At 72.5% G+C, this 21045-nt stretch carries 18 protein-coding genes, 2 tRNA genes and 1 pseudogene; 10 read left to right on the top strand and 11 right to left on the bottom strand.

Annotated elements, in window-relative coordinates; genetic code table 11:
* Positions 1-24: 24 nt before the first annotated feature.
* Together ABZ956_RS25385 and ABZ956_RS25380 are read right to left on the bottom strand one after the other, a co-directional pair.
* Positions 25-498 carry a heme-degrading domain-containing protein gene (locus ABZ956_RS25385; protein ID WP_361897983.1) on the bottom strand — a complete coding sequence of 158 codons (474 nt, stop codon included), beginning with the start codon at positions 496-498 and terminating at the stop codon, positions 25-27.
* On the bottom strand, positions 495-1598 hold the full coding sequence (locus ABZ956_RS25380; RefSeq protein ID WP_361897980.1) for a Gfo/Idh/MocA family oxidoreductase: 1104 nt from the start codon (positions 1596-1598) through the stop codon (positions 495-497). Before ABZ956_RS25380 ends, ABZ956_RS25385 begins: the two co-directional genes overlap by 4 nt.
* 57 nt (positions 1599-1655) lie before the next feature.
* Here ABZ956_RS25380 and ABZ956_RS25375 point away from each other — a divergent pair, with 57 nt between their 5' ends.
* The 6 genes from ABZ956_RS25375 to ABZ956_RS25350 all read left to right on the top strand — a co-directional run bounded on the left by ABZ956_RS25375 (position 1656) and on the right by ABZ956_RS25350 (position 7360).
* The gene (locus ABZ956_RS25375; protein WP_361897977.1) at positions 1656-2807 is read left to right on the top strand and encodes an ROK family transcriptional regulator; all 1152 of its coding nucleotides are present in this window, start codon (positions 1656-1658) and stop codon (positions 2805-2807) included.
* Between the two features lie 106 nt (positions 2808-2913).
* Positions 2914-3741 carry a hypothetical protein gene (locus ABZ956_RS25370; RefSeq protein WP_361897974.1) on the top strand — a complete coding sequence of 276 codons (828 nt, stop codon included), beginning with the start codon at positions 2914-2916 and terminating at the stop codon, positions 3739-3741.
* A 138-nt stretch (positions 3742-3879) separates the two neighbouring features.
* Positions 3880-4659, top strand: a complete 780-nt coding sequence (locus ABZ956_RS25365; RefSeq protein ID WP_361897971.1) for an HAD-IIA family hydrolase — start codon at positions 3880-3882, stop codon at positions 4657-4659.
* Between the two features lie 154 nt (positions 4660-4813).
* Positions 4814-5464, top strand: a complete 651-nt coding sequence (locus tag ABZ956_RS25360) for a hypothetical protein (protein WP_361897968.1) — start codon at positions 4814-4816, stop codon at positions 5462-5464.
* A 31-nt stretch (positions 5465-5495) separates the two neighbouring features.
* Positions 5496-6161, top strand: a complete 666-nt coding sequence (locus ABZ956_RS25355; RefSeq protein WP_361897965.1) for a class F sortase — start codon at positions 5496-5498, stop codon at positions 6159-6161.
* Positions 6162-6313: 152 nt separating this feature from the next.
* Positions 6314-7360: a glycoside hydrolase family 6 protein gene (locus ABZ956_RS25350; protein WP_361897962.1), complete on the top strand. Its 1047-nt coding sequence runs from the start codon at positions 6314-6316 to the stop codon at positions 7358-7360.
* A gap of 45 nt (positions 7361-7405) precedes the next feature.
* On the opposite strand, the gene ABZ956_RS25345 is transcribed toward ABZ956_RS25350, so the two are convergent.
* The 3 genes from ABZ956_RS25345 to ABZ956_RS25335 form a co-directional block, all read right to left on the bottom strand.
* Positions 7406-9370, bottom strand: a complete 1965-nt coding sequence (locus ABZ956_RS25345; protein ID WP_361897959.1) for a kelch motif-containing protein — start codon at positions 9368-9370, stop codon at positions 7406-7408.
* The gene (locus tag ABZ956_RS25340) at positions 9367-11211 is read right to left on the bottom strand and encodes a cellulose synthase catalytic subunit (RefSeq protein ID WP_361897956.1); all 1845 of its coding nucleotides are present in this window, start codon (positions 11209-11211) and stop codon (positions 9367-9369) included. The genes ABZ956_RS25345 and ABZ956_RS25340 overlap by 4 nt, the downstream gene beginning before the upstream one ends.
* A gap of 336 nt (positions 11212-11547) precedes the next feature.
* A tRNA-Lys gene (locus ABZ956_RS25335) sits at positions 11548-11621 on the bottom strand.
* Positions 11622-11807: 186 nt separating this feature from the next.
* Between ABZ956_RS25335 and ABZ956_RS25330 the strand changes: the two genes are divergently transcribed.
* The gene (locus tag ABZ956_RS25330) at positions 11808-12866 is read left to right on the top strand and encodes a C40 family peptidase (protein WP_361897953.1); all 1059 of its coding nucleotides are present in this window, start codon (positions 11808-11810) and stop codon (positions 12864-12866) included.
* 147 nt (positions 12867-13013) lie between these two features.
* Positions 13014-13604: a lytic polysaccharide monooxygenase auxiliary activity family 9 protein gene (locus tag ABZ956_RS25325; protein ID WP_361897950.1), complete on the top strand. Its 591-nt coding sequence runs from the start codon at positions 13014-13016 to the stop codon at positions 13602-13604.
* Positions 13605-13670: 66 nt separating this feature from the next.
* Here the strand turns inward: ABZ956_RS25325 and ABZ956_RS25320 are convergent, their stop codons facing one another.
* The 5 genes from ABZ956_RS25320 to ABZ956_RS25300 form a co-directional block, all read right to left on the bottom strand.
* Positions 13671-14504: a cytochrome c biogenesis CcdA family protein gene (locus tag ABZ956_RS25320; RefSeq protein ID WP_361897947.1), complete on the bottom strand. Its 834-nt coding sequence runs from the start codon at positions 14502-14504 to the stop codon at positions 13671-13673.
* Positions 14501-15268 (bottom strand): DsbA family protein, encoded by a 768-nt coding sequence (locus ABZ956_RS25315; protein ID WP_361897944.1) that lies wholly within the window; start codon positions 15266-15268, stop codon positions 14501-14503. The genes ABZ956_RS25320 and ABZ956_RS25315 overlap by 4 nt, the downstream gene beginning before the upstream one ends.
* A gap of 75 nt (positions 15269-15343) precedes the next feature.
* Entirely contained in the window at positions 15344-15781 is a 438-nt protein-coding gene (locus ABZ956_RS25310) for a hypothetical protein (RefSeq protein ID WP_361897941.1), read from the bottom strand.
* Between the two features lie 107 nt (positions 15782-15888).
* A tRNA-Lys gene (locus ABZ956_RS25305) sits at positions 15889-15962 on the bottom strand.
* A gap of 73 nt (positions 15963-16035) precedes the next feature.
* On the bottom strand, positions 16036-16794 hold the full coding sequence (locus tag ABZ956_RS25300) for an IclR family transcriptional regulator C-terminal domain-containing protein (protein WP_361897938.1): 759 nt from the start codon (positions 16792-16794) through the stop codon (positions 16036-16038).
* A 248-nt stretch (positions 16795-17042) separates the two neighbouring features.
* Here ABZ956_RS25300 and ABZ956_RS25295 point away from each other — a divergent pair, with 248 nt between their 5' ends.
* Positions 17043-18140 (top strand): LLM class flavin-dependent oxidoreductase, encoded by a 1098-nt coding sequence (locus tag ABZ956_RS25295; protein ID WP_361897935.1) that lies wholly within the window; start codon positions 17043-17045, stop codon positions 18138-18140.
* Between the two features lie 13 nt (positions 18141-18153).
* Here the strand turns inward: ABZ956_RS25295 and ABZ956_RS25290 are convergent, their stop codons facing one another.
* Entirely contained in the window at positions 18154-19914 is a 1761-nt protein-coding gene (locus tag ABZ956_RS25290; RefSeq protein WP_361897932.1) for an EAL domain-containing protein, read from the bottom strand.
* 429 nt (positions 19915-20343) lie between these two features.
* Here ABZ956_RS25290 and ABZ956_RS25285 point away from each other — a divergent pair.
* A pseudogene (locus ABZ956_RS25285) lies at positions 20344-21045 on the top strand (peptidase M6); the annotation flags it as partial.

Below are 21045 nucleotides of genomic sequence, written 5' to 3'. Positions count from 1 at the left end.
GAAAACACCCGCCAACTATAGGCATCAATTGTCTGACCGATTTGTCAGGAACCGCGCCAGCCCCTCCACCACCAGGGCATGGTCCTCGGACTGTGAGAGACCCGACACCGCCACCGCCCCGATCACGCCCGTGCCGCGCAGCCGCAGCGGGAACGCGCCGCCGTGCGCGGCATAGCGGTCGGCATCGAGGCGGGACGCCTCCTCGAAGGCGCGGCCCTTGGCGCGGAACCGGGCACCGACCAGAGCGGAGGAGGCGGCGTAGCGTTCGACGACGCGGCATTTGCGCTCCACCCAGGCGTCATTGTCGGCGCTGGTGCCGGGCAGCGCGCAGTGGAAGAGGCGCTGGGCGCCCCGGAAGACGGCGACGGTGACCGGTGCGCCGCGCTCGCGGGCCAGGTCCGTCAGGAGTGAACCGAGCCGCCAGGCGTCGTCGTTGTCGAAGCGGTCGAGGACCAGGCGGCGCTCGTCGTCCTCCAGGCGCTCGGTCTCCTCGCTCACCGGGCGCCGTCCAGCGCGATCGTGCGGCCCTGCTCCGCCGAGACCTTCGCCGCCTCCAGGACGCGCAGGGCCGCCGCCGCCTCGCCGGCCGTGACCGGGGGCCGGCCGCCGGTGCGCAGGGCCTCGGCGATCGCGGCGTAGTAGGCGGGGTAGTCGCCCGGAAGGGTCGGTACCGGTTCGCCGCCGCCGGTCAGCGGGGACTCGCCCGCGCCCAGGCGCCCCCATGAGGAGTCGGCCTCGACGCCCCACGGCCCGGAGCCGTCCGGCCGCAGGCCCTCGCGGAGCGCGCCCTCCTGCGGGTCGAGCCCGTACTTGACGTACCCGGCGGTGTCGCCGAGCACCCGGAAGCGGGGACCGAGCTGGGCGGTGGTCGCGCTCATCCACAGGTGGGAGCGGACGCCGTCGCGGTGGGTGAGGGCGATGAAGGTGTCGTCGTCGGCCTCGGCGCCCGCCCGGCGCACATCGCTCTCGGCGTAGACGGCGGCGGCCGGGCCGAAGAGGGTCAGGGCCTGGTCGACGAGGTGGCTGCCCAGGTCGTAGAGGAGGCCGCCGATCTCGGCCGGGTCGCCGGACTCGCGCCAGCCGCCCTTGGGGCGGGGGCGCCAGCGCTCGAAGCGGGACTCGAAGCGCTGGACCTGGCCGAGCGCGCCGTCGGCGATGAGCCGGGAGACGGTGCGGAAGTCGTTGTCCCAGCGGCGGTTGTGGAAGGCGCTGAGCAGCAGGCCCCGACTGTCGGCGAGCGCCGCCAGCGACTCGGCCTCGGCGGCGGTCGCGGCGAGCGGCTTGTCGACGACGACGGCCAGCCCGGCCTCGAGGGCCGTGCGGGCGAGCGGCACATGGGTGCGGTTGGGGGAGGCGATGACGACGATGTCGAGCTCGCCGGCGCGGGCGAACAGCTCGTCCGTGCCCGCGACGGTACGCACGCCGGGGTGCTCGGCGCGGGCCTGTTCCTGGCGCTCGGGGCTGGAGGTCACCACCGTGTCGAGGACCAGCCCGTCCGTGGTGGCGATGAGCGGGGCGTGGAAGACCGAGCCCGCCAGGCCGTAGCCGATGAGGCCGACGCGGAAGGGGGCGTGCGGGGTGCCGGTGGTGTCGTCCATGCGCCCCACTTTGGCAACAGTGTTGCGTAAGTGCAAGCGGAGGGGAGAATGGCCGGTGTGAACACCCTCCGTACCGGCCATCTTGGCGCCAATCTCGCCGCCCTGCGCGACCACAACACCGCCGTCGTGCTGGGGCTGCTGCGCGACGCCGGCGAGCGCGGAGCCAGCCGGGCGGAGCTGGCCGCGGGCGCCGGGCTGACCCCCCAGGCCGTCAGCAAGATCACCGCCCGGCTGCGGACGGCCGGCCTCGCGGCCGAGGCGGGCCGCCGCACCTCCACGGGCGGCAAGCCGGCGACCGCCTGGTGCCTGGTGCCCGGCGCGGCGCACGCCGTCGGCCTCCACCTCGACCGCGACACCGTCACCGCCACCCTGGTCGACCTCGCGGGCGCCCCCGTCGCCACCCGCACCGCCCCCCTCGCCTTCGGCGCGGGCGCCCCGGCGGTGCTCGACGCGGTGGCGGCCGAGGTGAGCGCCCTCCGGGCCGGCGCCGACGCCCCCGGCGTCCTGGGCGTCGGCGTCGCCGCCCCCGGCCCCCTCGACCACCGCGGCGGCGTACTGCACCGCGTCACCGGCTTCCCGCAGTGGGACGGCTTCCCCCTGCGCGCCGCCCTCGCCGACCGCCTCGGCCTGCCCGTCGTCCTCGACAAGGACACCAACGCCGCCGCCCTCGGCCTCCTGCGCGGCCCGCACGCCGCCGCCCCCGGCGCGGGCTCCTTCGCCTACCTCCACCTCGGCAGCGGCCTCGGCGCGGGCCTCGTCCTCGGCGGCGGCGTCCACCGGGGGGCCAGGACCGCGGCCGGGGAGTTCGGGCACCAGGTGCTGCGGCTCGACGGGCCCCCGTGCCCCTGCGGCCGGCGCGGCTGCGTCGAGGTCCTGTGCCTGCGGGCCGTCGCCGAAGGCGACACCCCCCGCGCCGCCCGCCTCCTGGGCGTCGCCGCCGCCAACCTCGTCCAACTGCTGGACATCGACCTCGTGCTGCTCGGCGGCCGCACCGTCCTGGCCGACGCCGGTCCCTACGTACGGGGCGTACGCGCCGAACTCCCCGCCACCGTCCCCGTGGCCGTCGCCCCCGGCGCGGAGCGCACCGTCGTCGAGGGCGCCGCCGAGCTCGTCCTCGCTCCCCTGTTCGGCCGCCCCGGACCGGCCCCCGGCACCCCCGCGGACACCCGGCCGGATGAAACGACAATCGTCCTACCGGGTGGCATGTGACGCCCGGTCGGACGCACACCCCCGCGCGGCGCGGCGGGCATCCGGCGCGGGCGGATGGGATGAGCCCGTACGACCCGCCGGAGCCCCCACCCGCAAAGGACCCGCGATGGCTGCGATGTTCGCGTTGTCCCCGCCCCGGATGCCGGGGCCCGTCCGGCGAGCCCTCCTCGTCGGCGCCGCCGTCCTGACGCTCGGCGCGGCCGCCGGCGCCGCCCGTACCCCCGCCGACACCCCGCAGCCCCACTGCGGCGACCCCCACAGCGCCCAATTCCCCATCACCTCACGGCTGAGCGGCGGACCGGAGGTCTACGCACGCGGCGCCGCGCCGCAGACCTGGCAGCTGGAGCTGCGCAACGCCACCGCCGCCGAGTGCCGGGCCGTCCACCCCGTCGCCGTCCTCGCCGACAAGGGCCGCGCGCTCGAACCCGGCCACTTCCACCTGGACTTCTACGACCCGGGCAGCTCGCGCTGGCTGCCCGTCGCCTTCGAGCGCACCGACGAGGCCGAGAACGTCGGGGTGCTGGACGGCCGTTCGCCCGGCTCCCCCGGTTTTCCCGGCTTCGATGTACCCCCGCACGGAGCCGTCACCGTCCCCCTGCGGCTCACCTTCACCGACGAGGCGCCCCAGGGGCCGGTCACCGCCAACGTCACGGCGGTGCAGAAGCGCGGGGACGACGGCGCCTGGGTGGGGGAGTCCGACGACTACACCTTCGCCGTCGAGCAGGCGGCACCCGCCGCCCGCCCCGAGAGCACAGCCCGGACGGCGCCCGCCGACGGCGGGGCCGGCCGGCACGACGACGACCCCCCGCCCGTCCTGGCCGACACGGGCGACTCGCTCCCCCTGTTCGGCCTCGGCGCCGCCGCCTGCGCCCTGCTGGCCGGCGGCTCGGCGCTGCTGCTCGGCGCCCGCAGGCTGGCCCGCCGCCCCCGCTGACCCGCACCCCCGGCCGCCGCCCGGAAGGCCCGCGCGGACCACTGTTTACGCTGGAGGTGCCGGGACGGCGCACGAGTGGTGCCGTCCCGGCGTTTCCCCGGGTCCCAGCGATGGGCACAGCACGGCAGGAGTCCCGCAGTGGCAGAGCGCAAGCCGATCCAGTCCTGGCTCACCGACATGGACGGTGTCCTGATGCACGAGGGCATTCCGGTCCCCGGCGCGGACGCCTTCATCAAGGGCCTCCGGGAGTCGGGCAAGCCCTTTCTCGTGCTGACCAACAACTCGATCTACACCCCCCGCGACCTGCACGCCCGCCTCCAGCGCATCGGCCTGGACGTGCCGGTGCCCAACATCTGGACCTCCGCACTGGCCACCGCCAAGTTCCTGGACGACCAGCGCCCCGGCGGCACCGCCTACGTCATCGGCGAGGCCGGGCTGACCACCGCCCTGCACGACATCGGGTACGTCCTCACCGACGCCGACCCCGACTACGTCGTGCTCGGCGAGACCCGCACCTACTCCTTCGAGGCGCTCACCAAGGCGATCCGGCTGATCAACAACGGTGCCCGGTTCATCGCCACCAACCCCGACGAGACCGGGCCCTCCGCCGAGGGCGCCCTGCCCGCCACCGGCTCCGTCGCCGCCCTGATCACCAAGGCGACCGGCCGCGAGCCCTACTTCGTCGGCAAGCCGAACCCGCTGATGATGCGCGCCGGCCTCAACGCCATCGGCGCCCACTCCGAGAGCAGCGCCATGATCGGCGACCGGATGGACACCGACATCCTGGCCGGACTGGAGGCGGGCATGGAGACGTTCCTGGTCCTGACCGGCCTCACCCGGGCCGAGGAGGTCGAGCTCCACCCCTTCCGGCCGTCCTGGGTGGTCGACTCCATCGCGGACCTCGTCGAGCTGATCTGAGCCCACCGCGCCCGCCGCGGGCACCGCCATGACCCATTGACCGCCGCAGGCCCCGGTAAGGACCTCCGGCGGTCGCCAAATGGAGCAATAGCGCTACGGAGCGGATGCGAGCCCCCGCTCCGCCGGTGAACCTCTGGATATCAGGAGGTTCACCATGGCTTCAGTCCGCTTCGCCCTCTGCGGCGCCCTGACGGCCGCCGCCGCCGTCTTCGCGGCCCCCGCGCATGCCCATGACGGCCCCGTCACCATGTCCGGAACCATTGAGCTCACCCCTGTCACCAGCAGACCCGGCGCCGAGGTACAGCTGCGCGTCTCGGGCTGCGCGAGCCAACGGGCGACCGCCACCTCCGAGGCGTTCGTCGCCGACGCCAAGCTCGCCAAGGACTCGGCCGGCATGTTCGCCGAGGCCACCGTCCGCGAGACCGTGTCCGCCGGAACCTACCCGGTCCGCGTCCACTGCGACGGCTACGACGCCACGGCGGTCGGCAAGCTGACCGTCGTCACCGACGGCAGCGACCTCGGCGACCCGTCCGGCTCCCGCACCGCCGACCACGCCGGCGGCCCCGACCACCCCGATGCCCGTACCGACCGCGACCGTGGTGAGCACGGCGATCAGGACGGCCGGGACCACCCCTACCCGCACTCCTCACCCGTCGCCCCCGTCCCCGCCGGAGCCGGCGGCACCGCTCCCGCGGGCACCGCCGAGGCCCCCGACACCCCCGGGCTCGTCCTGGCCGGCACCACCGCGGCCATCGCCGGCGCCCTGATCTGGTACCGGCGGCGCACCAACGCGGCACAGCGGTGAGCCCCCGCGAACCGGAAGGCCATCCGTCGCCATGTCCGAAGCCCCTACGAGCGGAGCGGGCCGCCTCCTGACCGGGGCGGCCTGGGCCGCACTGCTGCTGGCCCTGTGGCTGTGGGGCCGCGACATCACCGAAGTGCCGCTGGGCGTCTCCCCCACGACCGGCGACGTCGCCGCCGTGGGCCGCCCGGCCGGCGAGGCACTGCCCCCACCCCACCAGCCCCTGCCCACCGCCCGCCCGGAGCGCCTGACCATCAAGGCGACCCACGTCCGCGCCGTCGTCGAGGAGCACGGCCTCAACCGCGCCGGCGCCGTCGAGCCGCCCCCGTACGACCGGGCCGCCACCGTCGCCTGGTACCGCGACGGCCCGGCTCCCGGCGCCCCGGGCCCGGCCGTCCTCGTCGGCCACCTGGACACCGACCGCGCACCCGGCGTCTTCTACGAACTGGGCACCCTCCGGCGCGGCCAGAAGATCGGCGTCGACCGCGCGGACGGCTCCACCGCCGAGTTCACCGTCGAGGACGTCTCCGTCTTCACCAAGGACCGCTTCGACGCCGCGAAGGTCTACGGCCCCCGCGAACAGGGCCGCGCGGAGCTGCGCCTGATCACCTGCGGCGGCGACTACGACCGCGCCCGGCGCTCCTACAGCGCCAACATCGTCGTCTCCGCCTACCTGACCGGCGTCTCCCGCTCCGGATGAGAGCGGGTGAGGAGTCGAACGGACGTCGCCCAAGAGGGCGATGAGGGTCCGTGTCGTGACACGACCGCCCACGGCCGTGGGCACGTCTGTGCCAGCATGGGCACAGCACCTCCAACGGCACCTCCACCGGCAGTACACCCAAGGGGGAGTGGATGTACGGCAGCAACACCGGCCCCACGCGCCGGGGCCGCAGGGCGCCGGCGCGCACAGCAGTGGCGGGGGTGCTCCTGCTTCTCGCGGTCGCCGGCTGCTCCTCCTCGGACGACCGGCCCAAGAAGAGCGCCCCTTCCGCCTTCGGAACCTCCCAGCAGCCCAAGGCCCGGTCACCGTTCTGGGTGAATCCGGACGGCACGGCGGCCAAGGAGGCGGCCCGGCTGCGCAGCAAGGGCAAGCAGAGCGACGCCGAGCTGATCCAGAAGATCGCCAGCCAGCCGGTGGCGGAGTGGGTGGGCATCGACGACCCCGAGGGCCAGACGCGCGGCTTCACCGAGGCCGCCGCCAAGGCCGACCGGGACGCCCTGCTGGTGCTCTACAACATCCCGCACCGCGACTGCGGCCAGTACTCCCAGGGCGGCGCCTCCGACGGCAACGCCTACCGCGCCTGGCTGGACCGGGCCGTCCGGGGCATCGGCGACCGCGCCGCCACCGTGATCCTGGAGCCGGACGCGCTGCCGCACATGGAGGACGGCTGCACGCCGCAGGAGTACCACGAGGAGCGGTTCGCCCTGCTCAAGGAGGCCGTCGGCAAGCTCAAGGCACTGCCGAGGACCAAGGTCTACCTCGACGCCGGCAACCCCAGCTGGGTCACCCCCGTCGACCGCATGGCCGAACCGCTGCGACGGGCCGGCATCGAGCAGGCCGACGGCTTCGCGCTGAACGTCTCCAACTTCCAGACCACCGAGGACAGCAAGGACTACGGCCACCGGCTCTCCCGCCTCGTGGGCGGCAAGCACTTCGTCATCGACACCAGCCGCAACGGCAACGGCCCGCTGTCCGGCGCCGACCACGAGAAGGCCTGGTGCAACCCCTCGGGCCGGGCCCTGGGCGAGCCCCCGACCACCCGCACCGGCGACGCCCAGGTCGACGCCTATCTGTGGGTCAAGCGGCCGGGCGAGTCGGACGGCGCCTGCAAGGGCGGCCCGGACGCCGGACAGTGGTGGGAGACCTACGCCCTCGAACTGGCCCGCAACGCCCGCTGAGCCCCTCTCTCATCTCCCGCACGTCCCGCACGTCCCGCACGTCCCTCACGACGCCTCCCCGTCCGCCGGGGGAGTCTCGGCCACCGGGACCTTGACCCACACCGATTCCGAGGGCGTCCCCTTGTCGTCGATCACGTTCAGCATGTACCAGCCGGGGGGCACCAGGGCCGGGTCCCTGGGGACGGTGAGGGTGACGCCGTTGGTCGACTTCTCCATGTCCAGGGCGATCGAACGCTGCTCGATGTTGGTCACGTGCGTGAACGATCCCGGCCGGATGAGCCGCGCCCTGGTGATGCTCTTCGGATCGCTCGTCCGGTACGTGGTGCGTTCCCCGAGCCCCACGGTCCGGACCCCGCCGTCCTTGATCTCGGGGCGGGTGTCGCGGAAGCGGTAGGGCGGGGTGTAGAGGTCGATCTGCTGCTGGAACGTCCCCATCTTGGTGTTGGCCGCGTCCCCGAACAGGGAGTCGGAGCCGAACGTCATCACGCGCCCGTCGGGCAGCAGCAGCGCCCCGGAGTGGTAGTTGCGGCCCACCAGCGGGTCGGCGACCGGACGGGTGGAGTTGGTGCGGGGGTCGTAGAGCTCGGCCTCCAGAACGTTGGAGTCGCTGCGGCCCCGGTAGTCGCCCGAACCGTTCGTGGTCAGCACCGTGTCGTCGGGCAGGATGACGCTGCTGGGATAGCGGACCTTGGCATAGAGGTCGGGCCCGTCGTGGAAGCGGGGCTTCTCGTCCCGCAGGTCGACGATGCGGGTCTTGGCGGTGGACTTGCGGTCCTCGCCGACGCCGCCGCCCCCGAGCACCATGTACCGCTGCTGCTGGGCGGGCGGCAGCAGCACGGACATCGAGGTCTCCAGGATCTGCGGATCGCTGATGCCGGGCACCTCGGTGAACTCGTTGCTCGCCACGTCCCACAGGCCGGGCACCCGGCCCTTGTCGGCCGGGCCGTAGCCCGCGTTGGAGCCGGTGTAGAAGACCTTGTCCTTGCCGGCGAGGAAGAGCGCGGGATACGTGGGGAAGAACCGCTCCTTGGGCAGGTAGGACCACTTCTTGGTGGCCGGGTCGTAGATCTCGTTCTTGCCGGGGACGACCTGGCCGATCTCGTCCAGCCCGGAGACCGACAGCACCCTGCCGTCCTGAAGGGTCGTCAGGGTCGGGTACCAGCGGGCCTCCTCCATCGGGTCGACCGTGACATAGCGCTCGGCGACCGGATCGAATTCGAAGGAGTCCCTGATGCCCTGGAAATCCTTCTTGTCGAAGGAGAGCTTGTTGGCGATGCCGTAGAAGTTCTGGGCGTCGGTGCCGGTGAGCCCCTCGATGCGGAAATTGTCGGTGGCCCCGGTCTGATACTCGTGGCCCTTCTCCAGCGCCTCCACATAGACGCGTGCGGTGCTGGCCGTGACCTTGACCTGGTCGCCCTCGCCCTCCTTCTTGGCGCGCGGCACGAGCACCGCGTCCTTGGACTCGAAGGTCTTGTGGCTGGCCTTGCCGGTGAAGCGCGTTCCCGCCGGAAAGGTCATCGGCTTGTCGGGGTTCTCATTGTGGACGACCATCAGCCCGCCGGCCTTGGTGACGTCCCCCTCCAGCTTTTCGTAGCGCTGGGTGCCGCCGGCCACCAGGAGCTTGCCGTCGGCCAGCTGGGTGTGGCCGGCGCAGAACAGGTCCTTGGGGGTGGGGATGTTCTTGAAGGTGTTCCTGCGCGGGTCCCACAGGACCGTGCGGAACGACTTGGCCTTGAAATTCGCGGCGTTGTTCCCGGAGCCCGCCACCAGCAGCACCTTGCCGGTGTGCAGCAGGGCGGCGTGAATGGTGTTGATCCGGTATTGCCTGGGGACGTCCACGACGTCCCAGTGGCCGTTCTTCGCCTTGTACTCGATCTTATTGATCTTGTAGTTCTCGTACCGGTCGGCGGCGTATCCCCAGATCGCCGGCCCGTTCATGCCCGCCAGGACGATGACGACCGCCGCACCGACCGCTGTGCGGCGGGTGCGGCGGCTCGGTTGGAATCTCATGGCCGACGGGCTCCCTCGGGGTGCTTGGCGCGGTACACGGTCCACCACCACGCGAGGATCGGGGCCACGGTGACCGCCAGCGCGAGCGATGCCCAGGTGCGCATCGCGACATGGGTGTGGCCGAGGACGAAGGACGCCACCAGCGACCCGCCGAAGACCAGCAGGAAGAAGAGGTGGATGCGGAAGGTGCCGAAGAGGGTGTCGGGGCTGGCCGAGTCGCCTTTGGGGGTCACCACGAACTTGCTCTTGCGGCGCAGCACGGCGTCCGTGAGCGAACGGGCGTAGATCGGGGCGGAGAGCGCGGACATCACCATGCCGGCGAGCCCGCCCGAGCCCTCGGGCTCGTGCGGGGAGACGTTGTGCCGGCGGTTCCAGATGTACAGGCCGATCTGCAGGGCCGCCGCGTCGCTGTAGAGCATCATCCAGATCTCGGAATTGATCGAGATGCCGGAGGCGCCGAGGCCCAGGAAGAGGGCGCAACTGAGAGCGCCGAGCATCCAGTTGATCGCCGTCATGGGGTAGTAGATGACCATCAGCGTGTAATTGAGGAACTTCCCCGGGGAGAGGCTGAAAGGGCCCTTCCAGTACTGCTTGAGGATCGTCTCGTACGTCCCCCGGGACCAGCGCAGCTGCTGGGTGAAGAAGTCCGTCCAGGCGTTCGGTCCCTCGCCCACGGCCAGCACGTCCGGGGTGTAGACCGAGCGCCACTTCCTTCCCGTGCCGGGATTGCGGTGCCGGTGCAGCTCGAATCCGGTGGCCATGTCCTCGGTGATCGAGTCGTACAGCCCGCCGATGCCTTTGAGCGCGCTGATGCGTACGGCGTTGTTGGTGCCGACGAACATGGGGGCGCCGTAGCGGTTGCCGGCGCGCTGGATGAGGGCGTGGAAGAGGAACTGCTGGCTCTCGGCGGCCTTGGTGACCGCCGCGTCGTAGTTCCCGTACACCTGCGGTCCAACGACAAAGGCGATATCGGGGTCACGGAAGTAACCGAGCATCCGCTCGAGGAAGTTGGGCAGGGGTACGTGGTCGGTATCGACGGAGGCGAAGAAGTCGTACTCGTCGCCGTGGGCGTCGAGCCAGGCGTTGTAATTCCCGTGTTTGGTCTTCGCCCGGTGCGGACCCTTCTGCTGGTTCCATTTCGCGACACCCTTGCGCGAGAAATGGCGCACGCCCAGCCGCGCGCAGACGGCCTTGACCTCGGGGTCGTCGCCCTCGTCCAGCAGCCAGACGTGGACCGGGCCGCGGTGGCGCACCCGCACGGCCGCCTCGAGGGTCTTGGTGACCATCTCGATCGGTTCCTTGCCGGGCACGAAGGAGGTCAGGAAGGCGACCTTGGTGCCGGTCTCGGGGACCACCGGTATCGGATCGCGGGCGACGAGGGTGGCGTGGGCGTTGGAGGTGACGTTCAAGGTCCGGAAGAGCTCGATCAGGCCGATGGACACCAGCATCACGGCGTCCAGGACCCGCATCAGCAGGGTGCCGTTCTCCCGCTCGGTCCAGTGCGAGGGCTGCATCAGCCACACCAGCAGGGCGAGCGAGACCACGGGCGCCGCCCCCAGCAGCAGCGCCGCCTGGACGCGGTGCGGCTCGTCCGCCAGCAGGCTGCGGTACCGGACGCGATACGGGCCGGGGCCCGGGTCCGGGTCGGTCAGCGGGCCGGCCAGGCGGCTGTAGTGCTCGTAGTCGAAGCGCGGGAGCGGCTCGCGACGGTGCGGCGGCGTCGGGGGCGGGTCGGTGTGCTGCGGGCGGTCCCCCTCACCGGCCGGGGAGGGGACGCGCACACGCGTCGTCACCGATGGATCGTAAGTCTGCTGCCGGGCGTCGGCAGGCGTAGACGTCATGGGTCATTCCCCCCGCACGCATGGTGACTGCGTGTGTGCCAGTTCATGCCCGCCGACCCCCTCGACCGTGCGGGCGTGCCGGTGCCGGCTCCCCCCGGCACCACCCAACGCACTGGTCAGCACGTGACATTGGGTGTAGCTGTGCGGTTCAGGATCTCGGACCACGCATCATGATCGCAAGGGTGAAACAAGGTGTTTACCGGGCAAAGCGGTACGTCGAACGAAGATGCGTACGAACGTTGCTTAAGTGGTCACATCTGACACGCTTGTGTGTTCGCACCGCTCGGGGAACGACTCAGGGCCCCTCACCATCGGTGAGGAGCCCTGAGTCTCGCGTGCGCCGCCAGGGACTCGAACCCCGGACCCGCTGATTAAGAGTCAGCTGCTCTAACCAACTGAGCTAGCGGCGCCTGCTGACAGAGAAAACTCTACCTGATTCCCGGGGGTGCTCCGGACCACCAGCCTGCCATATCCGTAATTGCCCGGATTATCCCTACGTACGGTAATCGGCGGGCGACATGCGGTTTGTTTCGGTCGTTGAGAAGCTGTGCCGAACGATGCCGGAGGGGGCGGACCGACGGAAAGGCAGCAGGGAGATGCCCGACGACATACCGGAAGAGATACCCGGCGAGGGCGCCCGGCGCCGCCCGCGCGGTGCCCGGGGCGCCCTGGTGGCGGCCGTGGGCGCCGCGGTGATCGCCGGCTCGTCCGCCACCCCGGCCGCCGCCGGGGCGGCGGACCCCGCCCCGAGCCAGGAGCCGGGCGAGACCGCCACCCGCGAGACGGGCGAGGCGCCGGAGGTGCCCGGCGCGCACGAGGGGGGTGCTGCGCCCGAGGGGGGTGCTGCGCCCGAGGTGGCCGGCGCTGCCGGGGGGCACGAGTGGCACGCTGCTTCCGAGGCGCCTGGTGCCTCCAAGGTGCCCGTCGCCCCCGAGGCGCACAAGGCCGCCGGTGCCAAGGATGCCGCCGAGACGGCACGGACCGCCGAGGCGGTGGGCGTACCGGACGTGGTCGACGTGCTGGACGTGGTCCCCGCGGCAGGGGCGACAGGGGTGGCGGGGGCAGCGGGGGCGGCGAGTGCGGCGCAGGCGGGAGGCGCGGCAGGGGCGGCGGGGGCGGCGCAGGCGGCAGGGGCGGCAGGCGCGGCCGGCGGCGCGGGCGAGGCGACCGCGCCCGGTGCGGCCACCACGGCCGAAACGGCCACCGCCGCAGAAGCCGGCAACGCGGCGTCCGGGGCCCGTCGGAGTGGGAAGCGGGGCCTGGAACGGGCTGTCGCGTACGCGCTGCGGCAGGTCGGGGAGCCGTACAGCTACGGCGGCGACGGGCCGCGGCGCTGGGATTGTTCCGGGCTCGTCCAGCAGGCATACCGCCGGGCCGGCATCCGGCTGCCGCGCGTCGCGGCCGACCAGTACCGCGCCACCCGGCGCATCCCGCGCAGCGCGCTGCGCCGGGGCGACCTGGTCTTCTGGTCCACCAACGGCCGCGCGTCCGGTGTCCACCACGTGGCGATCTACCTGGGCGGCGGGCGGTACATCGAGGCGGCCCGGCCGGGGACCGAGGTCCGCCTCTCCCGCCTCTCCGTCTACGACGCCCACATGTACGGCCGGCCGTCACCCGTCCGGCCCAAGCCGGCGAAGAAGCGGCCCGCACGCTGAGCGATCGCGCGAACGGTGAGGTAACGAAGCGTGTCAAGGGCGCGCTTTTGGCCTGGACATGACTATTGGCCGGTACTAGCGTCCTTCTTGGTCTAGACCGCAGTCCACTCGACTCACAGAACCCCCCACGTTCTCGAGGAGTGACGTATGCGCAAAAAGATCAGTGCGGCGTTCATCGGCCTGGGCGTCGCCTGTGTCTCCCTCTTCTCCACCGGAAGTGCCGGCAGTCACGGCTACACCGACTCACCCACCAGCCGCCAGGTGTTCTGTGCCAAGGGCACGGTGCGGAACTGTGGCGAAATCCAGTGGGAGCCCCAGTCCGTCGAGGGCCCCAAGGGCTTCCCGGCCCGCGGCCCGGCCGACGGCACCATCTGCGCGGGCGGCAACAGCCGCTTCGCCGAACTCGACGACCCCCGCGGCGGCACCTGGCCCGCCACCAAGGTCACGGCGGGCCAGACCCTGGACTTCCGCTGGAAGCTCACCGCCCGTCACGCCACCACCGACTTCCGCTACTACCTCACCGGCAGTGGCTACGACCCCACGAGACCGCTCACCCGTGCGGCACTCGAGACCCGGCCGTTCCTGACCGTCCCCTACAACGGCCGGGTGCCCGACGCCACCGTCACCCACCAGGGCACCCTCCCCGCGGGGAGGACCGGCAAGCAGCTCGTCGTGGCCGTGTGGACCATCGCCGACACCGACAACGCGTTCTACGCCTGTTCCGACGTCCAGTTCTGACGGCTCAGGGCCCGTTCCGGCGGGCGGCCGCGCGCGGGGAGACCCGCGCGCGGTCACGGCCGTGCCTCAGTCGTCCTCGGACTCCGGCTCCCGCCGCAGCGCGAACCGCCCCAGTACCCCCGCCACCACCAGCGCGATCACCGCCAGCAGGGCGTAGTCGGGCACCGCGTTGCCCACCCGGGAGGCGAATTCCTCCAGCCGGAACTCCTGCTCGGCGTCCACGATCGCCGGCAGCCCGGTCGTCCCGCCGTAGGCGAGGAAGAGCACCCCGATCCCGATGAAGAACAGCCCCGACACCAGGGAGGTGGTGTGCAGCCGCAGCCGGCCCAGGCGCAGTTCCCGGCCGCGCAGCCAGCCCCGGCTGCCGAGCTTGAAGCGGTCCCAGAACAGGGCCAGCACGAACAGCGGCAGCGCCATGCCCAGCGCGTAGACGGCGAGCATGGACGCCCCGTACAGCGGGTTGCCGTCGACGGCGGTCACGGTCAGCACCGCGCCGAGGATCGGCCCGGCGCAGAAGCCCGCGAGCCCGTACACGCAGCCCAGCAGGAAGGTGGACGCCGCTGAGCGCGGGGTGATGCGCCCGGCCGCCGCCTGGGCCCGCTTCGAGGCGAAGCCCAGGCCGAGGATCTGGGCGACGCCCAGCGCGACGACCACCCAGCCGCCGGTGGTGATCAGTACGTCGCGGTGGCCGTTGAAGAGTCGGCTGGCGGCGGTGGAGGCCGCGCCCAGCGGTACGAGGGTGGTGGCGAGCCCCAGGTAGAAGACGCCGGTGCGGGCGAGGAGCTTGCCGGGGGTGGCGAGGGAGTAGGCGAAGAACGCGGGCAGCAGCAGCGCGCTGCAGGGGCTGACCAGGGCGAGGACGCCGCCGAGGAAGGCGGCGAGGTAGCCGATGTCGCTCACTTGTCGCTCTTCCCGGCGTCATCCGTCCGGGCCGCCTGGACGGCCTTGGCCCGGGCGATGGCGGCCTCGAACTCCTTCATCGGCTGTGCGCCGGCCAGCGGCCGGCCGCCGACGAGGAAGGTCGGGGTGCTCTGCACGCCCAGGGAGTAGCCCTCTTCCTGGTCCTTCTTGACCGCGGCGGCGGCGTCGGAGCCGTTCATGTCGGCGCGGAACTTGTCGAGGTCCTTCACGCCGGCCGTGCCGGCCATGTCGGCGAGCTTGTCCTCCGCCAGCGCGTCGCCCTTGCGGAGCTTGGCGAACAGCTCGTCGTGGAACTGCCGGAAGCGGCCCTGCTGCCCGGCGGCCCAGGAGGCGCGGGCGGCCCGCTCGGAGTCCTTGCCGAAGATCGGGAAGTTGCGGAACTCGATCCGCAGCACGCCCTCGTCCACGTACTTCTTGATCAGTTCCGGCTGGGTCTCGCGGGTGAAGCGGCCGCAGTACGAGCACTGGTAGTCGGCGTACTCGACGAGGACGACGGGGGCGTCCGTCCTGCCGACCGCGAGCGGGTCGCCGTCCTTGCGGCGGCTGGTGGTCTTCTCCATCTGGTCGTAGACCGGCTGCTGCGGGTCGAAGGCGGGCTGGTCGGCGGCGGAGGGCTTGTCCTTGCCGGAGCCGCCCGCGCTCTTGCCGATGGCGATGCCCGCGGCGACGAGCGCCACGATGAGGGCGAGGACGGCGCCGACGGCCGCTATGCGACGGGAGGGCGTGGAGGTGCGTGCGGACATGAGGTGGAGCTCCATGGGTCGTACGGGATCTGGGCATGCCGGAGTGCGGCCCGTGCGGGGCCGTGGCGGGCGGGTCTAGATCCGTAGGACGGGGAGCAGCTCGGCGCAGCCGGCGACCGGCGCGGGCGGGGCCCGGCCCGCACCGGCCCGTGGGACCTCCGACTGCGGGAGGGCGACGCGGGTGGCGCCGGGGCCGGTGAGGGGGTCGCCGTGGCCGGGGGCGACAGCGATCTCGGCGCCCTTGAGGGGCACGTCCTGCTGGCGGCAGGCACCGCCGGTGTCCGTGGCGTCCGCGCGCGGGCGGGCCTCGGGCCGGGAGGTGGAGACGAGGGCCGCGTCCGGGCCGGTGGCGTGATCCGGAGAAAACGCCGCGACGGCTGCGAAGGCCGTGAAGGCGGAGGTGCCGGCCGGCGCGGAGGCGGAGGGGCGCGCGCCGCTGAGGGCGGGGGCGAAGACGACGGCGAGGAGGAGCAGGAGCACGGCGGCTGCCGTCGGGCGGCGACGCTGTGGCACGTGTGCTTCTCCTTTCCGGTCTCCGGTGCGCCTGCCGGGCGCGGTCCTCATGCTACGGGCCGAACGACGAAGGCCCTCACCGATCGGTGAGGGCCTTCGTCTGTCTGTGCGCCGCCAGGGACTCGAACCCCGGACCCGCTGATTAAGAGTCAGCTGCTCTAACCAACTGAGCTAGCGGCGCCTGCTGACGGAGAAAACTCTACCTGATGTCGACAGGTGCTCCGAACCACCTGTCACACCGGCCCCTGGCGGCGCTACAGCGCCATCGACAGCAGCATCGGGGCGGCGTGCCGGTTCAGGGTGTCGGCCGCCTGCCGCAGCCGGTGGGCGTGCTGAACCGGCAGGGAGAGCGCCAGCGAGCCGACCGTGCGCCCGGCGGTGATCGGGACGGCGGCGCAGACCGTGCCCACCGCGTACTCCTGGAGGTCGAGGACGGGCACGCTCACGGGCTGGGCGTCCAGCTTGCTGAAGAGCACCCTCTCGTTGGTGATCGTCTTGGAGGTGAGCCGTGCCGTGCGGTGGCGCGAGAGGTGGTCGCGCCGTTCGTCGAGGTCGAGCTGGGTGAGCAGGCACTTGCCGAGCGCCATCGCGTGGGCGGCGGAGCGGAAGTCGACCCACTCGTGGACCTTGGGGGTGCGCGGCCCGTCGGCGTACTGCGTGATCCGGATCTCGCCGTCCACATAGCTGCTGAGGTAGACGGCGGCGCCGACCCGGTCGCGCAGCGCGGACAGGGAGCGCTGGAGCTTGCGCTCCAGGGCCTTCTTGCGGTCCCCGCCGGCGCCCAGCAGGACCAGGGACTCGCCGGTGACGTAGCCGCCGTCGCCGGTGCGCTCCACGTACTCCTCGCGGCGGAGCATCAGCAGCAGGTGGGCGAGCTGACCGGCGGGCAGCCCGGTCTCGCGGGCGATCTGTGCCTCGCTCACGCCGCCGGTGTACTTGGCGACCGTCTCCAGCACGCGCAAGGCGTACTGCACCGAATGGAACGGTGCGGTCGGCTCGGGCCTGAGCGCCACGGTCTCCCCCTAGCGGTTTCCGGTGGGTCTACCACTGTCCACGATAAGGGCGAAAGCGGTGGCGCGGAGAGGGTGTTGAGCAGAATCGCCGCCGTGAGCGTACCCCTGTCCTGGGCCTCACGACCTTGGCATATTCCGTTGGCATGGGAGGGGGCGCCGGAATAAGCGGAGATGCACTCCGGTTGTGTCCGGTCGGGGCGCACCGGCGCTCCGGCGCACACTCAGCCGAATCAGGGAGGCGGGCCACCGTGGCCGACGTACAGGACGACATCATCCGGGCGAAACCCCTCGGCACCGCCCCCGTGCCGCTGTCGGTACTGGACCTCGCGACCGTCGGCAGCGGCCGGACCGCCCGGCAGGCCTTCGGCACCACCGTCGAGCTGGCCCGCCTCGCCGAACGGCGCGGCTTCCACCGCTTCTGGGTCGCCGAGCACCACTCCATGCCCGGCGTCGCCAGCTCCTCCCCGGCCGTCCTCCTGGCCCACCTCGCCGCCCACACCGACCGCATCCGGCTCGGCTCCGGCGGCGTGATGCTGCCCAACCACGCGCCGCTGGTGATCGCCGAGCAGTTCGGCACGCTGGAGGCGCTCGCACCGGGGCGCGTGGATCTGGGGCTCGGGCGCGCGCCGGGCACGGACGGCGCGACCGCCGCCGCGCTGCGCCGTCAGGACCGGCTCGCCGAGGGCGCCGACGACTTCCCCGAGCAGCTGGCGGAGCTGACGCGCTTCCTGGACGACGACTTCCCCGACGGCCACCCCTACGCCCGCATCCACGCCGTCCCCGGGCCCGTCCAGGGCCGGGTCCCCGGCGGGGTGCAGCGCGCCGACCGCCCCTCCATCTGGCTGCTGGGCTCCTCCGGCTTCAGCGCCCGCCTGGCCGGGCTGCTGGGCCTGCCGTTCTCGTTCGCGCACCACTTCTCGGCCGCCAACACCGTCCCCGCCCTGCGCCTGTACCGCGACTCCTTCCGGCCCTCCGCCGTCCTCGACCGCCCCTACGCCAAGATCGGCGTCCAGGCGCTGGCCGCCGACGACGCCAAGGAGGCCCGCCGCCAGGTCCTCACCGGCGCCCTGGCGATGCTGCGGCTGCGCACCGGACGACCCGGCCTGGTGCCGTCGCCGGAGGAGGCGGAGCGGTACGCCTTCGGCCCGGCCGAGCAGGAGTTCGTCGAGGACTGGCTGCGCAACGTGGTGTACGGCACGCCGGACGCGGTGCGGGCGGGGCTGGACGCGCTGGTGCGGACGACCGGCGCCGACGAGCTGATGATCACGACCAACGCGCACGGCCCGGAGGCGAGGCTGCGCAGCTACGCGCTGATAGCCGACGCGTACGGGCTGCCGGGGGCGTAGCGGGAGCGCGCGGTCAGGGCCGCACCCCCGCGCTCAGCAGCGCGGAGATGCGGTCCGCCGGCACCGGCCGGGAGTAGAACCAGCCCTGGCCGGTGTCGCAGCCGATCCGCCCGAGCCGCTCGGCCTGCTCCGCGCTCTCCACGCACTCCGCCGTGACCGTCAGCCCCAGCCGGTGCGCGAGCTGCACGAGCGCCTCGACGATCGTCTCGTCGGCGGGGTTGGGATGTTCCTCGGCGCGGAAGCCGTGGACGAAGGACCCGTCGAGCTTGAGGGTGGAGACGGGCAGCCGGCTGAGGTAGGCGAGGTTGGAGTAGCCGGTGCCGAAGTCGTCGATGGCGATGGCGACGCCCATGTCGCTGAGCGCCTGCAACTGCTGCAGCGGCCGGCCCGCCGAGCCCATCACCGCCGACTCGGTGAGCTCCAGCTGCAGCAGGCTCGGCGGCAGCCCGGTCTCGGTGAGGATCTCGGCCACGTCCGCGACGAGGTCGGAGTCCCACACCTGGCGCACCGCCACATTGACGCTGACGACGAGCGGTTCGTCCGGGTGGTCGAGCTGCCAGCGGCGCGCCTGGCGGCAGGCGGTCGCCAGCACCCAGCGGCCCAGCGGCACGATGGCGCCGGTCTCCTCGGCCAGCCCGATGAACCGGTTCGGCGCGAGCGTGCCGAACTGCGGGTGGTGCCAGCGCACCAGCGCCTCCACGCCCCGTACGACGCCGTCGCCGAGGCCGACCAGCGGCTGGTACTGCAGGGCGAACTCCTCACGGTCGACGGCGGGCCGCAAGGTGCTCGACAGGGCCTGCCGGGTCATCCGGTGGGCGTTGCGCTCGGGGTCGAAGAGGGTCCAGCGGGCCTTGCCGTCCGCCTTCGCCCAGTACAGCGTGGTGTCCGCCGCCTGCATCAGCTCGGTGGCGTGCGTCCCGGCCGCCGGGCGTTCGACCACGCCGATGCTCGCCGACACCGCCAGCCGCTGCCCGGCCACCTCGAACGGCTGGGCGAGCCTGGCCTGTACGGACGCGGCGAGGTCGATCAGCTGCTCGGTGCCGGCGGACTCCTCGACCAGCAACGCGAATTCGTCGCCCCCGAGCCGCGCCACCAGGTGGCCGCCGGGCGCCGCGCACTCCGTCAGGCGCCTGGCCACCGCGCCCAGCAGCCGGTCGCCGGCCCGGTGGCCGAGGGTGTCGTTGACGGCCTTGAAGCCGTCCAGGTCCAGGTAGCACAGCCCGATCCGGCCGCTGCCGCCCTCGGCGACGGCCGCCGCGGCCAGGGCGGTGGCCAGGCGTTCGAAGAACAGGCTGCGGTTGGGCAGCCCGGTCACCGGGTCGTGCATCCGCAAGTGCCGCAGCCTGGCCCGTAGATCGCGCCGGTCGCTGATGTCGGCGACCGACAGCAGCGCGTCCGGGGTCTCGGGCAGCGGGGTGACGGTCACCTCGGCCCACAGCCCCTGCCCGCCGGACTGTCTGAGCCGACGGGTGCAGTGCAGCCGGTCGCGGCGGCCGAGCAGGACCTCCCGGTAGGCGCTCCAGGTCCGGGAGTCCTCGCGCAGGCCGGTGAACTCGGCGGCGGGGGAGTCCTGCAGATGCGCGGGATCGGTGCCCAGCAGGGCGCCGAGGGCGTCGTTGGCGGTGCGTACGAGGCCGTCGCGGCCGACGACGGCCATACCGAGGTGCGCGGCTCGGAAGGCGGCGCGGAACTCATTCGAAGTGACGTGACGTTGCGTGACGACTGGCGGCTTCGAATCGGGCGTGGCGCCCTGGCCGTCGAGTGTTCCGCTCAACGTTCGCTCCCGCGTGCATTCGTTCCGCACGGAATCCCGTGCGGGTTTCGTGTGTCTCGTACGCGTGGTGGAAAAGGCGGCAAATGGCCGCCTGTAGGGGGATTCTGTGCTCGAAGTGTGGCGAGCATAGAGCCCGCGCAGGGACCGTTCCAGCGGCCCGGCCGCGAGTGGGGGAGCCGTCGGCGTGGGTCCGACCGTTTCTGTACGTCCATGCGCGTCGGTGTGCACTCATGCCTGAGGACGCATGGCGTTTCTCTTCGACTGGCATTCTCGATTGACCATCCGTGACCGAGTGTGATGTACCCAGAAGTCGGCTTAGTCACTCGACTGGGGTAGTGAAACGGGGCATAACACCGCAAATAACAAGAGGGTGGGTGAGGTCTCCCGATTCCGTCCCAGGAGGTCGACGTGGTGCGTCCGCTGACACCCATGGGAGTGGACCGGCCGTGGCCGCGCCGCGGGGACCGGTCCCGGCTGCGCCGCCTGGGCGCGATGCTCACCTGCCTGTGCGCCATCGCCACGACCGTCGTCGCCGCCCCGGCGCACGCGGCGGGGCCCGGCGGCCCGTGTGCGCTCCCGCGCAGTCAGGCGCACCATTCGGAAGGGGTCGACACCTGGAATCCGGACTATCCGCGCCCGGTCGGCCGGCTCGACGCCGTCATGATCTTCCTGTCCTTCCCGGACTCCCGGCCCACCGTCGCCCCCGAGCGGCTGGCCGCCGACCACTTCCCCGGCACCTCCCGCTTCTTCGAGCGGGCCTCCTACGGGCGGTTCACGCTGCGCGTCCATCCGGTCAAGCACTGGTTCCAGATGCCCCGCACCTCCGGCGAGTACCACATACAGCGCGACTGGGACGGCGAGCGGCGCTCGGCCTATCTGCGCGACGCCATCGCCGCCGCGGACCGCACGGTGGACTTCCGGCGCTACAACCTCGTCTACCTCGTCGCCGACCCCGACGCCCCCGGCGTCGACTCCGACGCCACCAAGGTCGTCAACCTGGAGGAGCCCATCCGGGTCGACGGCAGCGACCTGCGCCGCGTCGTCACCGTCTTCGAACACCACCCGCCGGACCGCAACGTCCTCGCCCACGAGACCGGCCATGTGCTGGACCTGCCCGACCTCTACCACCGG

Source organism: Streptomyces sp. NPDC046261, assembly GCF_040646235.1.
Lineage (GTDB): Bacteria > Actinomycetota > Actinomycetes > Streptomycetales > Streptomycetaceae > Streptomyces.
This window is presented reverse-complemented; position numbering and strand designations above follow the sequence as displayed.